The organism is Gardnerella pickettii (assembly GCF_029226345.1).
Classification (GTDB): domain Bacteria; phylum Actinomycetota; class Actinomycetes; order Actinomycetales; family Bifidobacteriaceae; genus Bifidobacterium; species Bifidobacterium piotii.
Genome location: NZ_JAKNCU010000001.1, coordinates 747,024 through 762,282 on the forward strand (window position 1 = coordinate 747,024; position 15,259 = coordinate 762,282).

A 15,259-nucleotide genomic window follows, 5' to 3' on the forward strand; every position below is an offset into this window, starting at 1 on the left:
ATTCTTCTCTAAACAAAGCAAAATCTATATGCGATAATTAGATTCATTCATTTCTATTTAACAAGTGATATAGGCAATATGTAATAATTTGATATGGAGGTGTTGCAGCAGTGAAAAGTAGACGTGCTAATGCAGTGTTATTTGGCTTCGATTTTCAGAGGAATGCGGCAATTATCCTCATGCTGGAAAACATCAAGGAGTTACAATCTATTCGTCTTGAGAGCAAAAATGAAGATATTGAATTGAAATTAGCTAATAATCAGAAAATTCTCGCTCAAGCAAAGGCTGTTGAAAAGAGTAGCTGTGATTTCTCTCATGTCCGAGAAAACCTTAAAAAGGCATTGACCTCTCTTTCGGAAGGAGCGAGCAAGACTACTGTACAGCAGTTGATTTTTATAACCAATTCTCATAATCCTTTCAACGATTCAGGTTCAAGTAGTATTTTTTGTGGTTTTCCTACTCATAGAACGTTTTCTACTTTGCCACCCTCTGCACAGAAAATAGTGAAGGGTTATCTTGCTAACATAGAGAATCCTCTTGATTTACAGAAATTCACCATACAAGTATTTCCGTTCGAGACCGATAATGATGTAGAACGATATAAAGCAGTTACGCAAGCGGTAAATGATTTTATCGGTAGTATTGATGCGAATTTATCACCTGGTCTTGGCAACTGGTTGCTTAAGATATGGCGTGATGCCCTTTTCATCAATGGCTCAAAAAAAGATTCATCTATTGAGTTGTCAAAAAAAGATATTATATGGCCTATTTTGGTACATGAGACAAATATTAACCGCTGTGATGATGATTTTTTGAGTCAATTTGAAATAGGAATATATGACGAGATTGTTAATCAATACAACGAAATAATTAATTACTGCTGTGAACGTATTGAGTTCTTTACAAAGATACTCTATGACTATATCCAGTTTCCCAGTACAAAAAAACCAATAGAAAAGTGTCAAGACTTTATAGACCATTCTTGGGAAAATTACAAATCAGAATTTTCATCAAACAACATTGATGCACAAACATTAGAAGGACTTACGAAAATTATTTTATACAATGTGATTCGTCGAAGAATTACCATTGACAAGATTAAGGATGGGGTAAATCTGTGATTATTCAGTCTATTAGGATAAAAGAAGGTCTCTTTGAGCGCACTTTTAATTTTATAGATAGTGTAAATCTCGTTTTCAGCGAAGAGAATAGTAAAGGAAAAACAACCTTATTACGCTTTGTACTATACTCTTTGGGATATAACGTACCTAGTACTAAAAATATGAGATTTGATCATTGCGAGGTTGTTTCTCAAATCTTGGTAGACAATATTGGCGACATAATCTTATCTCGCTACTCTAACGATTATATCGAAGCAACTGTAGCTAACGAGAAGAAAACGTACATACTGCCTGACCAATTGCATGATTTGCATAAAATGATATTTGGAACGGAAAATACAGATGTGCTAAATAACATTCTTGGAGCAATTTATACTGACCAGGAAAAAGGATGGACTCTTCTCAATCGTGGCACTGCCATTGGAAGTATTCGATTTAATATAGAAGAACTGATTCGTGGATTATCAGATTGTGATTGCAGTGATTTGATTCGTAAAGAAACACAGGTTTCTAAGGAACTTTCAAAATATCGACAAATGTCCAGTATAGCTAAATATCGTGAAGAAATCATAGCAGAAAGTGGCACAGTAGCATCTGATTCATATTCTGAAGAATCTGAGGCTGTTATTGCGCAGTTGCTGATGCAGCAAAAGTCTCTTCAACACGAACTTAGGAGAATTGATAAAAGCATTTCAGATAATAAACGAGTCAGACAGTATGTGTCTGAAATGAAGCTAATCATTCAGCTGCCAGATGGTACAGTATTTCCTGTTACTTCTGAAAGCATCATTGGACTCTCTGATACCATAGATTTTCTATTAGCCAAGCGTAAAATTACTTCTTCCGAGTTGCGATCTGTGATGCATGAATTAGCAAATGCGCAAAAAGAAAAAAACAACGAAGCAGAGCAACTAGCATTTTTCGAGTCAGAAAGTATGATTGATATTTTTGATAGACGTATTGCTTCTGTTCCTATTGATGCTAGTGCTGTAGATAAAAAAATAAAGTACTTGGAGAAGACACTAAAATTCATTCGTAATGAAATATCAAGGAAAACGAAATCTAATACAAGTGTTATAAAATCTCTTTACACTAACATGATTAAATATGTTACTGAACTAGGTGTAGGAGACAACAAATCTGTTGTGTCTTCATATCTGTTTACTTCCAACTTGAAGGAACTCTCAGGTGCTGTATTGCACAAAACTGTTTTTGCTTTTCGACTTGCTTATATTATTGAAATAGAAAAATATTTGCATATTAAACTACCTATTATTTTGGATTCGCCTAGTGGTAAAGAAGTGGATCAAAGTAATATTCAACTGATGATGAATATACTTAAAAGGGATTTTGCTGATAATCAGATTATTATCGCCTCCATTTTTAAGTACAATTTTAAATCCCCAAATGTGATAGAGCTTTACAACCGATTGATAGAAAACTGATTTTTTTTAATCAATATGAATCAAAGCTGATTAAATTAATATAGGATTCTTTAAGCGAAATAGAGCTGTTCATTGTAGACAATATTTTTAAAACAAGACGCCACTTGCATAAGCAAAACACATACCTTTAAAGCAAAATGACCTCTTAAAAAGAAAAAATCTAGAGTTTATTCTCGCTAGATTACCGCATAACATATTTTAACTTTACAAATTTCTAAAAAGCCCTTATTCATAATGCTTCTTTTAGACAGTAGCCAACAGACTTGTAATCATTTTCTATAAATGTGAGTAATCTATCATCATACATTTACTAAAAAATACGAATGCCAACTAACAAATGCTCACTTACAAGTCCAACTGCCTACTGCTTTTACTTATAGCGTACTTCAAGTTGTCAATTTGCTTAATCGGATTTCTTCTCATATAGATAGCTATCGGTTTCAATATTTTACTTTCATAAAAGATCCAAGCATTAATCTATTTTTTATTACTACTAATGTTTGAAATATAATCAATCAAACATTTTATACTACTATCAAAATCACTATAATCAGATTGAACAAAAATTTCATGATAATAAGATGATTTTATGTTCAGCGATTGAAGATTAGCTTCTCTAATTCTTATAACAATGAAACCTGCCTCCAATAACTCTGAAGTTTTCCGTTTATCCACATCTATTTTCCCTTCATGCCAGTATCCGCCATCATATTCTATGGCAAATTTTTTATCATGAATACTAAACGAAATATCAATGGACCAGTTATAGGAAAAATTATCATAATTGTATCTAGCTCCAGATCGAGCCGTTCCTATCTTTTTCCGAACAGCATCAAAGTATTTAAGTTCAATCCTTGATTTATTAGAATCTGTACATTCAGGACACACAGCACCATGGATTCTAGAAACTATAGATGCCTTATATGTATGAGCATGATTGTTTTCACACACCCACAAGGGCACAAAATTTAATTTTGCATTAGGACGAATACACCAAGGACTAACAGGATTTGAAGTATCCCATTGCTCAACTAATTTAGGATAAATCCAAGCTATTGATCCTTGAATTTTTCCACAGTTAGGACACAACTGTCCATCTTTTCTTTGTCTATCTCTAGGGGTAGATTGCCATTCATGACCACAAGCTATGCACTTCCACCATACTATTCTCTTACTATTATCTCTTATATTTTCAGGTGTATAAACACCGTTTTTCTCTTTTAGCCACTCAGAAGCTATCTCAGGATTCGTATCTGCCAAAAAAAGTCCAGTGCCAAGAGTTGCTTGACCTCTACATGCTGGACATCCTGATTCTAAATAAGAATACGGAAAAGCATATGGATGATGCCCCCTCTTACATTTAAACCTATATTCCCCATCCCCTGCGCGCATACCGCTCCAATTTGTTGGGTATACTGCTGTCTCGTATGGGCTTCTCTCATCATCCCATGATTCCAATAACTCAGGCACATCAGAACATAAAGTATTTTTTGCTTCTTCAATTGATAAAAAAGTTTTCTGAACATATGTTATTTCTGGTTCCAGAACTTTTCTCGTCACTTTTGGAGCGTAATGAGAAGCAGTGTTAGGATGCATTTGGCATGAACATTTTAATGAACCGTCATCAACGATTTGTCTACCGCAATGACTGCATACAACAAGTAGAATAGTACCAGTATTATCTATAGAACCATCTTTAAGGATACTAACTAATTCAAACCCACGTCGATTCACAAGAGTGCTATATTTACTAAAAATAGTTCCTGAGGTTATATGCACTATAGGATAATTTGACCTCATCAATGCATTCCAATAACAAGCTCTACATACAGGTTCACCAATATTAGCTTTCTCCATAATATACTTGATGCGATAATGTGCTTCTGTGTTGCAAATCTTGCATTTAGTAAGTATGTATAAATCTTTAGGATAGCTTTTAGAAGAATCATAGTTTTCAGCTAGCTCTAAACCTCCAGAAGTTAAAATATTTTCAAGCTCTTCTTTAGTTCGTAAAACTTTTCTTCCCATGATAAACTCTATATTCTTTATAAATTACTTTTAAAATTATTATATGCAATAAGTAAATAACCAGAATGTTTTCTTTGACACCTACTATCTCAATTATTGTTTTATCCTTGAAAAATTTAGCTTTTTGTCTGAGTGCAAGGTAGATGCATTTTCATATTATCTATCCTGTTCAATCGTCACTACGCTATCGACATGTTTCCATAAACGCAAAATAACACTCAAAAACCGTAAGAAACCAGTTTAAAAGCCTCAGCGCGCTAAACTTTTTAACGATATCCTTCACTAAGCACGCAAAACCGACTAATCCGAATATCCAATCACATCTTTCTCAACTTCGCGTATAACATCTTCGGATATGTTTTCAACAGCAATGCGGTAGACCTTATTCATACGAGGATTATAAATACCCAAATACTTAATATTCTGAAACTCTGGATGAATAGAATGCAAACCCATACGCCAATACATAAGCAGTTGAAGAGTCTGATCCTTATCCAACTTTTCTTTAGAAACTTTAAAATCCCACAAAGTATCAGCTGTTATAAAATCACCATCGCCAGCACTTACAGTATCAGTGTAACCGCCCTCTAGCGTAAAACCGTCAAGCACCTTCGGGCCATAACACTCAAGAAAATGAAGCGAACGCTGAACCATAACTCTAATGTTCTGTATTGTGTGCTCATCGGGATTGATTTCATCAAAAGGCCTGTAGCCAATAGGACCATATCTAAAGCATACGTCGAATCCAACAAGTTTGACGGCATTAACTATATCTTCATCGCCAAGTCCTTTAATGTCGGACATAAGTTTCAACGCATTATCGCGTTCGTTTATAATCATTGCGCCCAGTAAAGAAATTTTAAACGCGTCTATTGCACTCGATCCAGACATTAAACGAGTCATGTAGTCAACTACTATACCAACTAAACTTGGGTGAATGTTTTCTTTATCGTATAAGTCTTCTATTCCTTCGCCTAATGATTCTTCAACAAATTCTTTTCGTGGCAAATATCCGCCATAAGGTTGTTTAATGCTTTTAATGCGTTGTGTAACTGAATATCCCATAACTAAACACTCTCCTCTTTAAAAGTGCGTAAAAATTATAAAACTATTTTAATATAATCAGAGTACGTACGAATTTGTTGAGACAGAAAAACTGATATGTAATCCTTTTGTCTAACCCACTGCAATTTTTAACGTGTTAACAAAAGGGTCAAGTAGCGTGATGCTTGCGAAACGTATAACACAAAAGCAACAGTTTCAGAGTTCAGAAGGAAAAGTTTCATTATATCCAAATGAGTAAGAAACTAGACCCCACTTCGTAGTATTGCTAGCTGTTGATTAAATGTTTTATACTCTTTCACTCCGCACACCTCATAAAAATGGTCAGGGCACCGTATGCTTCCTGACCTAATCTTATACTGCAAGTTTATTTCGCAAGTTACGGCTTGTCAAGATATACTACAAAACGGGGTTATAGGCCTTTCGGCCTATAACCCCTCTATCTGTAGATAGAGGGGTTCAATTATTAAACATTAATCTTTTCGTTTAATTACTTTAAACAAAACACCCATCGCAACTAATACACTTACCATCAACACTAAGCTACTAACGGTCGTTCCTGTCCGTGGTAAAGTGGTTTTGGGCTTCGACTGTGGCTGCGGATTCGACTGCGGCACTGTCTCTTGTTTCGGCTGTGGCTGCGACTCTGGCTGCGACTGCGGAGTCGGCGTCACTGGCTGAGGCTGTGGCTCTTGCTCTGGCTGTGGCTGTGGATTTGATTTTGTTTTTTCTTTTACTGTTACTGTCGCTTGTTTTGTTGCAGTTGCTCCTTTGCTATCTGCTACTTTATATGTAATTTCATATGTGCCGACTTTGTTATTGTCAAAACCACCTTTATCTACTATTTCTACTTTTTCTTTTAAGTCACCGTCTTCTTTGTCTGTTGCACTTATTATTAAGGTTTTTAAATCTAAATCTTCTCCTACCATTATTTCTTTGTCAGCTACTTCTAATTGAGGTGCTTCGTCTAGGGTAGATATAGGTTTTATGCTAGTAAATTTCCATGTTCCTGTGAATGTTAAATCTTTGTCTGCTACTGTTTGCTCTTTAGCATCATATCCTATGAATGTCCATTTCCCTCCGTCTACTAATATTTCTTTTTGCGTTGGGTCAGCTGGAGTTATTTTTTCGCCTTTTTTATATGTATTTTCATTTTTTGGCAGTAAGTTTGTGACTTTATCTGGTAAGTTTTTGCCATCTTCTGATTTGAAATTATAGTTTACTTTATATTTTAAACCAGCATTAAAGTCTACGACTATTCTTGTTTTTTTGTCACTACTATCTAAAAGACCAACTGTAAAATCCTAATTTTCTTTTTCGTTATAGTATGGCTCTTCTAAATTTTTTGATTTCAAGACATATTTTCCCGGTTCTAAATAAAGAAGATTATTTGTTTCATAATAGCCTTGATCGTTTATTGTAGTTTTTTTCATCATTTTTTCTATAGAATTAATAGTATCTTCTTTTTCATCCGCACGAGAATGATTAGGTTTAATAGCAGATTTAACTAAAACCTCTTTATTATCTTCCACACGGTAAAGATCAAAACTATTATCTAAAGATGTTTTTTTATCTTCTTTAAATTGACGAACAACAATTTCTGTTGGTATGGCACGATAAGTGACATAATAATGTTTTGTAGTCAACATATTTCTATCTTTATCGTAACCATAAGTTAAATAATGATTGCCCTTTTCTTTCGTTGTGGCGTCATCTTTTTTAAATTCTTTTGTTTTTGGCTTATCTATATCATTATCACAGTAAATATATCCTGGAATTGTTTTTGCTTTTAACTGATCTAAAGTAGGTCTTTTTATTGAACTTTTTTCATCACCATCATATGACAATAAAGGAGTGGACAATCTAGCTTTGTAGACTGGATTATTTCCAAAGAAAGCTTTATCTGTTGTAACAATGTTAAGCATATCTTTTAAATCTAATTTTTTAAAAGCTTCATTAGAAAAAGAATTTTTATCTCTTTCACTTCTTTCTTTTAGAGGTGAAGATAATTTTTGGTTTGTTAATTTTCTATAACTACTGTCATCTATAAAGTGAAAATCTGCATCTACAGAAGTTACAAAAAATTTAAATATAGTATTTCCTTCTCCATATCTATCTACATAAAAAACTTGCGATAGTGCATCGTCTTGTTTAGTTACTTGATAACTAACTCTGATAAAGGCACGAGTTTGCTTTGGATTTACTTTAAATTTAGTTTCCTCTTTTAAATTTTCTCCAAGGACTTTTTTATTTACCGAAAGAGAAAATGGCGTTTCGGCATATTTACCTTCATTAAAAGAAATTTTATTGCCTTCTTCTAAGGTGTTAAAAGCATGATAAACTGCTCCAACTTGCGCTCTTGCAAGGCCTACATTTCTTTTTGGTAAAAATATAAAGTAATCAACTGTTCCATCTTGTGGATACCAATCTACAAATCTCCATCCTATTAATGTTAATTGTTTGGTATCTTTTCCTTTTGGGTTAAAGTCTTTTCCTTTTGGAGTGAAATAAATTTTTACTTTATCGTCTTTTTCTGCTTCAGCTTTTTGCAATTCTTCATTTGAAAAAACTTCTGGATAGAGATTTTCTGATGTTTTTTCAGTCATTAAATCATAATATCCATCATCATCTTTAGTTAAAGGATTAGTTTTGTTTGCAGAACCTGCGGTACGGCTACTTTCTGAGCCATTCCTTAAATCATTATCTGTACCCACCGTATCAGCGTGAACAAGTGTCGCTTGAGATAGAGCCATTCCAGAGGACAAAATTCCAACCACTACAACTGCCACCACAGCAGAAACGAAATGTTGTCCAAACTTACGCAAACTATAACGATTAACTTTCTCAGATTGCATAAGCTATGCCTCTTTTCTTCAATTAATTAATCAATCACTTTTGATAACAACCATTATAAAAAAAAAACGCGTATAAAAAAAAACGCGGTGAAAATCACCGCGCCACCTGTGCGCCAGACAGGATTCGAACCTGCAACCTTCTGATCCGTAGTCAGATGCTCTAATCCGTTGGGCTACTGGCGCATGTTCTCCAAAAACTTGGAACTTTAACTTTCCGTTGTTTTTGGCAACTTGACTAATATACAACCATCTTTGCAAAAATACAAACCCTGGCGTGTCGCCACGCCAGGGTTTGAATCTAAAACATAAGAGTCTAAAAGCAAAAAGCAAAAACTACTTAAGCTCTATGCTCCAGAACCTCGTCTACCATACCGTATTCTTTAGCTTGAGGAGCTGTAAGAATAGTATCTACCTCAATATCTTTACGAATACGATCAACACTTTGGCCAGTGTGCTTTGCAAGAGTGGATTCCAACCATTCACGCAAACGCAACATTTCCTTAGCCTGAAGCTCTATCTCTGTAGCCTTGCCAAAATCTTGACCCATTGCAGGCTGATGAATAAGCACGCGAGCATTTGGCAAAATCATACGCTTACCAGCAGCGCCAGCAGCAAGCAAAATCGCAGCAGCCGAAGCAGCTTGACCCAAGCACACCGTTTGAACATCTGGCTTAATGTACTGCATGGTATCGTAAATGGCCGTCATAGCCGTCATAGAGCCACCAGGAGAGTTAATGTACATCATTACATCCCTGCTTGGATCCATGCTTTCTAGAACCAAAAGCTGAGCCATAATGTCGTCTGCAGAAGTGTCGTCTACCTGAACACCCATAAAAATAATGCGGTCTTCAAAAAGCTTAGTGTATGGATCTTGCGTTTTCATACCATATGGCGTTTGCTCACCAAATTGAGGCAAAACATAACGATTTGTAAACACACCACTGGTCTGACCAAATCCGCCCAAACGCTTAGCGCGAGCAACAAACTTTGCTTCTTCACTTGCCATTAAAATCACTCCTCCCCACGCATAGAAGCTGGAGTGGTAACAATCTTATCTACAAAGCCATACTCCAAAGCCTGCTGAGCTGTAAACCAATGATCATACTCGTTGTCTCTGTAAATCTCTTCAACAGTATGACCAGTCTGCTGTGCCGTGAGCTCAGCAAGAGTTTTCTTCATATCCATAATAAGCTCGGCATTAATACGCACGTCTGTAGCAGTGCCACCAACACCGCCAGAAGGCTGGTGCATTAGCACGCGAGCGTGAGACGTAATAAAACGCTTACCAGGAGTGCCAGAACTCAGCAAGAACTGACCCATAGAAGCAGCCATGCCAACAGCAATCGTAGCAACATCTGGCTCAATAAGCTGCATAGTGTCGTAAATGGCCATTCCAGCGGTAATAGAACCACCTGGCGAATTAATATAAAGCCAAATATCTTTCTTAGGATCTTGCGCAGCTAGCATAAGCATCTGAGCGCAAATAATATTGGCATTTTCATCCTTGACTTCAGAGCCAAGCCAAATAATACGATCTTTTAAGAGTTGATTAAAAATCGAATCCGTTGGATTTTGTGGCTCCCCTTCTTGCATAACGGGAGAAGCCGTAAACAGATCAGTCACCTTATCTCCTTACAAACATTTTGAATATATCTAGACTATCGTGTGCGTGTGACCGCAAAACAAGAATGCGAAGTAAAACGCTTAACGCAATTAGACACACAACTAGATACACAATTAGACACAATCACTGCAAATAGCATAAGACAAAGTAATGTAAACGGTGCGTTTACTAATTCCGCAACTAAAAGCCACGCCATAATCGGAGCTTTTCTAGAAGACGCAAGTAAAGAAGCAGCACCAATAATAGATACAGAAATTGCGGAAACTTGCGAAATGTCAAAAACTTGCGAAAGCGCCGTTGTTGAAAAAATAGCGTATAAAATCACGCCAAAGCAAGCGCCAGTTGAAATACTCGGTTGCAAAACGCCTCCAGAAGCACCATAGCGCAAAACAAGCAAAGTAGCAGCCATTTTAATTAGCGCAAGAAGCAACAAAATAATCATAATATGCGAGTTTTCTGCCATATACGGAAAGCTAGCTACAGAAAACGCAAGTTGGCAAAGCGACCTACCATTCCCCATAATATGCGGAAACCAACAAGCTGCAACACCAATAACTAAGCCAGCTACAGGCATAAAACACAGCATTTGCATGCCGCGCAAAGCATGAGTTCTACACCAAATAATACCCAAGCGAAAAACGTAACCAACTAAGCCGCACACGGCACCAACAACAACAGCTAAAACGCAAATTTGCCAAGAAATCACGCAAGAAAATTGCGAAATATTGTAGTATCTAGAATGATGCAATAAAAACTCAACAACAAACGCAGCAACATAATTCATAACAAGAGCAAAAGGCAAGCAATACAAGCGCTCCGAGCGCGCAATATTTTTAAGTGCATTAACTATTACAGAACCGTTTTCGCGATTTAGAAACGCATAAAAACCAAAACCTTGAGTTTTACTGAGCAAACCTAAAGAAAGCACGGTACCAGCTAAAGGCGCGTTATACACTGCAGCCAAGCCAGCACCTGCAGCAGACGCAACTAGTATACGCTGAGTTTTAACAGACACATTAAAAATACTGCCGCAACGCTGAGCAATCATTGCAGCTAATTCTCTAGGAGCTACTTCCCTTCCGATTGAAATTCCAGAGCCAACAATGACGATTTGCAATAAAACATGTGCAATAGTAGAAAAAATTGGCATTTTGCTGCCACTAACGGCTTGTGGAATAGTAACGATTCGAGGAGGATTCTCCTTTCGCAAAAAATACCAAGCCAGTGCAGCAATAGTCATAGCAATTGTGCAAGATAGCACATAGCGATACCAAGGAAGACCTAAAAATACAGTGTTTTTAGCAGATTCAATTGAGCCAAAAGCAAGATATTGTACAGCGTAAAAAATAAGCGTAAGAACTGTTGCTCCTAAGCCAACAAGAACGCCAAGAGCAACCGAAGATGCAATAAAACGCGCTACTAGAATTGCAAAACTAAGTAACTTGCCATATTTGCCATATTTGCAAAACTTGCCAAACTTGCAACAAGATTCATGTTTAGTTTTAGAACTACTATCCATAATGTCTCGCAATTCTTAATATTTTCCTATAATAATCGTAATTATTTAATTAAATATAAGTAAGACCCAGCAGAGTTATGCTCTACTAGGTCTTAAACAACAAGATTATTAGAAGATTCTAATTTAGAAGACTCTAACTACTTTTCCGCAGCAAGCTCGTCGGCAACAGCTGCAGCAGCAGAAGCAGCCTTAACGCTTTCGTCTTCTGGCTCTTCATCTTCCGACAAGAAAGCACTCAAATCAAGAGCTTCTCCGCCAGCAACAAACTTTACAGCACGCATACCAGCAAGCAAGCCCTTAGAGCGAGCAACTTCTTGAACAGCAGAACCAAGCTGACCATTGCGAACAATAGCGTTAATAAACTGGCTTGGATCCATTCCGTACTGTTGAGCAACAGAAACCAAGAAGTTGGTAACGTCTGCTTGAGAAACAGAAACGTCGAGGCTTTCTGCCAAAGCGTCGAGAACCATTTGGTCGCGAAGCTCCTTTTCTGCAGCCTTTTCAGCCTCGTCCTTTTGCTCTTTAGTAGCCTTTTCTGGATCTGGAGTCATGCCCTTAAGATGCTCGGCAACAGCCTTATCTTTAACACCCTTTGGCACAGGAATTTCAACTTCTTCCTGAATCTTAGCAATAAAGGCATCGCGAGCAAGAGTTGCCTGGCGACCTTCATTTGCTTGCTCCAAAGACTTACGAACGTCTTCCTTAAGTTCCTTCAAGGTGTCGAACTCAGATGCTTCCTTAGCAAACTCATCGTCAAGCTTTGGCAATTCTTGAGCCTTAACGGAGTTAACCTTTACCTTAACCTGAGCCTTCTTGCCTTGGTTCTTTCCAGCCTCAAGAGTGCCTTCAAAAGTGGTTTCTTCTCCAGCGGAAAGACCTTCCAAAGCCTCATCCAAACCATCAAGCATGGTGTTGGAACCAAGCTCGTAGCTTACGCCATTTTGAGAATCGGCAACTTCGTCGTTAATCTTAGCTTCCAAATCAATGTTAGCAAAATCACCCTTCTTAGCTGGGCGATCAACACCAACAAGAGTGCCAAAACGTGCGCGCAAAGCCTCAAGACGAGCCTCAACATCGCTGTCTTTAACTTCTGGCTTCTCTACTTCGATTTCTACACCCTTAAACTTGTTAAGCTTGAACTCTGGGCGACGCTCAACAGTTGCAACAAACTTAAGCTTAAGTTCATCCTTAGCAGATTCTGGAACTTCCTGAACGTCAAATTCTGGCTGATCCATTGGGCGAATCTTCTTTTCTTCCAAAGCCTTAGAATAAAGCTCTGGAACAGCAGAATTTACAGCTTCACCGGCAACAGCTCCGAAGCCAACTCGCTGATCTACAATCTTGCCTGGTACGTGTCCCTTACGGAAACCTGGCACGTTGATTTGCTTTGCGATCTCTTTACGAGCCTGATCCATAAATGGCTCAAAATCTTCGAGATCTGCGGTAATGGTGAGCTTAACCTTAGTTGGCTCAAGATTCCTGACGCTGATTTTCACGCTTGCGCTCCTGAAATTACGTTTTCTAGCTTCTGCCATATGGCACAACCGTTACATAATAGCGCGAGTTACGGACTCAGCAATTAAATCGCTTTGCCACGTTCTTGCACCCTGCTCTACAAGAAACTCCTTAACATCAATATGCTCAATATTATCTTGCCAACAAAGATTGCGAATAATTTGCGGTTTAATAATGATTTCCGTAGGAGTATGCGTATCTTCCGCAATCTTGATTAAAGACTGCTTTACATTTTGTAAGCGCTCATATCTTTTGGGATGATGATCACGCCAATACTTCATAGATCGTGGAGCTGCTTGCGATTCTTGTGCGTCGCTAGAATCAGCAGAATCGCCAGGATCCGCAGAATTGCCAGTATCGCCAAAATCGCCAGAATCGTTGTAATTGCCATATTTACTACTTGAATCATCAAGCTTAGAAACAATAGCAACTTCCCCACTTTTAGCGCGACTAATCGCGTCTTCTATAACAGCTTTCCACACATTTGGCTTGATTTTGCGCTGAATTGGAGCATAACGTTCAAACATCTTGTCTTGTTCGCTGCCCGTGTGAATCCTAACTCGTTCGTTAAGAATGCGAATCGAGCGAAACTCCCTAGAATTACTTGGTTTTCGCTTGCCTGCTTCAATAATCGCAGCATCCGAAAGCAATAGAGTTGGCGCAATATCGTATTGACGAGCAAGCTCATCTCGCTTTTGCCACAGCTCTTTTGCAATCATTAAGCCGATTTTATCGTGCATAAGAACGCTTATATGAGATATTCTAAGCCAAGGATTTGGGTGAGGAGCCTTCTTTTGAGCACCTTTACTTAATAAGTGTGCAAACTCTTGATTTGCCCATAAAAGCTTGCCTTGCTTTTTAAGCTCGCTGCTCATTACTTCTTCTAATTCGATTAGCAATTCAACGTCTAAAGCCGCGTAATTTCGCCAATCTCTAGGAAGAGGTCTATACGACCAATCCGCTGCAGAATGTTCTTTTGCAAGAGTCAACCCCAAATAATATTCAGTTACAGAGCTTAATCCAAAGCGCTTTCTGCCAAGCAATTTAGCTGCGATTTCTGTGTCAAATAAAGCACGCGGACGCAAACCAATATCGAAAAACCCTGGCAAATCTTGCATCGAATCGTGAATAATCCAAGGCGCATCCCCTACTGCCTTGTTAAATTCATTCCAATCAACGCCAAGTTTTTCTAGAGCTATTGGGTCTAGCAATCCAATTCCTGCACCTTTACGTTTGAACTGAATCAGCCAATCTTCATGACCATATCTAAAGCCAGATGCACGCTCTGCGTCTGCAGCCAAAGGACCCGACCCTACTGCTAACAAATTACAATATTCTTTATATGATTCAAGCGTATCAATGACTTCTGGAACTCCTTCTCTAGGCTCTTTTAAAAGCTTTGGTTCCTCGTTCAAAGACGCCTCCCGATTGTACGCTTTAGCCAAATTCTTACGTTTTTGCAAAATATTCTGTACTTTTTGCAAAATATCCGTAAAAAATATTTAAGCCGTGTTATAGATTGTGCATCTTTTAACACGGCTTCAACTTTTGCACACAACTACGACTAATCACAAATAAGTAATCAATTAAATAATCAATCTGTTTTATTGTTTGATTCTTATTGAGTTACGCGCTTAACCAATTTAGTTTTAAGGAATCTAGTAAGAGTAAATGCAACTACCGAAACCAAAATTGTTGGAATAATGTAGAGGGCATGTAAACCCAAATCCTTTATTGGGAAAGTGGCAAGTTCTGTGGCAATAGTTATAGAAATAGATATTATCGGAACTTCAATAAGAGGTTTTTCATCGAAAGCCGCGACGATATTTGTTGGTAATAAAATTATCGGCAAAACAATTAAAATAATAATCGCTGTACCAAAGCCAAACTGATCATTACACCGCACAAAAATAGCCAACGCTAATGTAAAAGCTAATGCAATCCAACAACCTATTCTGCGCTTCATTGCGTATCCTTTCTCTAAAAAGGGTGTTTATGTAATTATACAAAAATCCTTCAAAAAAAAACAATACAATACGCAAAGATTTCCTAAATTACAGTTACATTTTTGACGCAATTTAAATGCAGTC

Annotated in this window: 12 protein-coding genes and 1 tRNA gene; 2 read left to right on the plus strand and 11 right to left on the minus strand. The window is 37.5% G+C overall.

The features are described 5' to 3' along the window. Window positions 1–110: 110 nt before the first annotated feature. Together MAF46_RS02900 and MAF46_RS02905 are read left to right on the plus strand one after the other, a co-directional pair. The gene (locus tag MAF46_RS02900) at window positions 111–1,121 is read left to right on the plus strand and encodes a hypothetical protein (protein WP_060785913.1); all 1,011 of its coding nucleotides are present in this window, start codon (window positions 111–113) and stop codon (window positions 1,119–1,121) included. After that, window positions 1,118–2,566: a hypothetical protein gene (locus tag MAF46_RS02905; RefSeq protein ID WP_060785912.1), complete on the plus strand. Its 1,449-nt coding sequence runs from the start codon at window positions 1,118–1,120 to the stop codon at window positions 2,564–2,566. Before MAF46_RS02900 ends, MAF46_RS02905 begins: the two co-directional genes overlap by 4 nt. 477 nt (window positions 2,567–3,043) lie before the next feature. Here MAF46_RS02905 and MAF46_RS02910 read toward each other — a convergent pair whose 3' ends face one another. The 11 genes from MAF46_RS02910 to MAF46_RS02960 form a co-directional block, all read right to left on the minus strand. Then, entirely contained in the window at window positions 3,044–4,594 is a 1,551-nt protein-coding gene (locus MAF46_RS02910) for a zinc-ribbon domain-containing protein (protein WP_060785911.1), read from the minus strand. Window positions 4,595–4,894: 300 nt separating this feature from the next. Further along, entirely contained in the window at window positions 4,895–5,659 is a 765-nt protein-coding gene (locus MAF46_RS02915; RefSeq protein WP_060785910.1) for a hypothetical protein, read from the minus strand. Between the two features lie 470 nt (window positions 5,660–6,129). Continuing rightward, the gene (locus MAF46_RS02920; RefSeq protein WP_269145763.1) at window positions 6,130–6,915 is read right to left on the minus strand and encodes an SHIRT domain-containing protein; all 786 of its coding nucleotides are present in this window, start codon (window positions 6,913–6,915) and stop codon (window positions 6,130–6,132) included. Between the two features lie 45 nt (window positions 6,916–6,960). Beyond that, window positions 6,961–8,511 carry a hypothetical protein gene (locus MAF46_RS02925; protein WP_230953891.1) on the minus strand — a complete coding sequence of 517 codons (1,551 nt, stop codon included), beginning with the start codon at window positions 8,509–8,511 and terminating at the stop codon, window positions 6,961–6,963. 109 nt (window positions 8,512–8,620) lie between these two features. Continuing rightward, window positions 8,621–8,694, minus strand: a tRNA-Arg gene (locus MAF46_RS02930). 154 nt (window positions 8,695–8,848) lie between these two features. Next, entirely contained in the window at window positions 8,849–9,517 is a 669-nt protein-coding gene (locus tag MAF46_RS02935; RefSeq protein ID WP_060785909.1) for an ATP-dependent Clp protease proteolytic subunit, read from the minus strand. A gap of 5 nt (window positions 9,518–9,522) precedes the next feature. Further along, the gene (locus MAF46_RS02940) at window positions 9,523–10,134 is read right to left on the minus strand and encodes an ATP-dependent Clp protease proteolytic subunit (protein ID WP_032813113.1); all 612 of its coding nucleotides are present in this window, start codon (window positions 10,132–10,134) and stop codon (window positions 9,523–9,525) included. Window positions 10,135–10,169: 35 nt separating this feature from the next. Continuing rightward, window positions 10,170–11,654 (minus strand): chloride channel protein, encoded by a 1,485-nt coding sequence (locus MAF46_RS02945; protein WP_060785908.1) that lies wholly within the window; start codon window positions 11,652–11,654, stop codon window positions 10,170–10,172. Between the two features lie 137 nt (window positions 11,655–11,791). After that, window positions 11,792–13,150, minus strand: a complete 1,359-nt coding sequence (gene tig / locus MAF46_RS02950; protein WP_060786026.1) for a trigger factor — start codon at window positions 13,148–13,150, stop codon at window positions 11,792–11,794. A 51-nt stretch (window positions 13,151–13,201) separates the two neighbouring features. Continuing rightward, window positions 13,202–14,584, minus strand: a complete 1,383-nt coding sequence (locus tag MAF46_RS02955; RefSeq protein ID WP_032840218.1) for an HRDC domain-containing protein — start codon at window positions 14,582–14,584, stop codon at window positions 13,202–13,204. Window positions 14,585–14,787: 203 nt separating this feature from the next. Further along, on the minus strand, window positions 14,788–15,135 hold the full coding sequence (locus tag MAF46_RS02960) for a hypothetical protein (RefSeq protein WP_004574578.1): 348 nt from the start codon (window positions 15,133–15,135) through the stop codon (window positions 14,788–14,790). Window positions 15,136–15,259 lie beyond the last annotated feature (124 nt).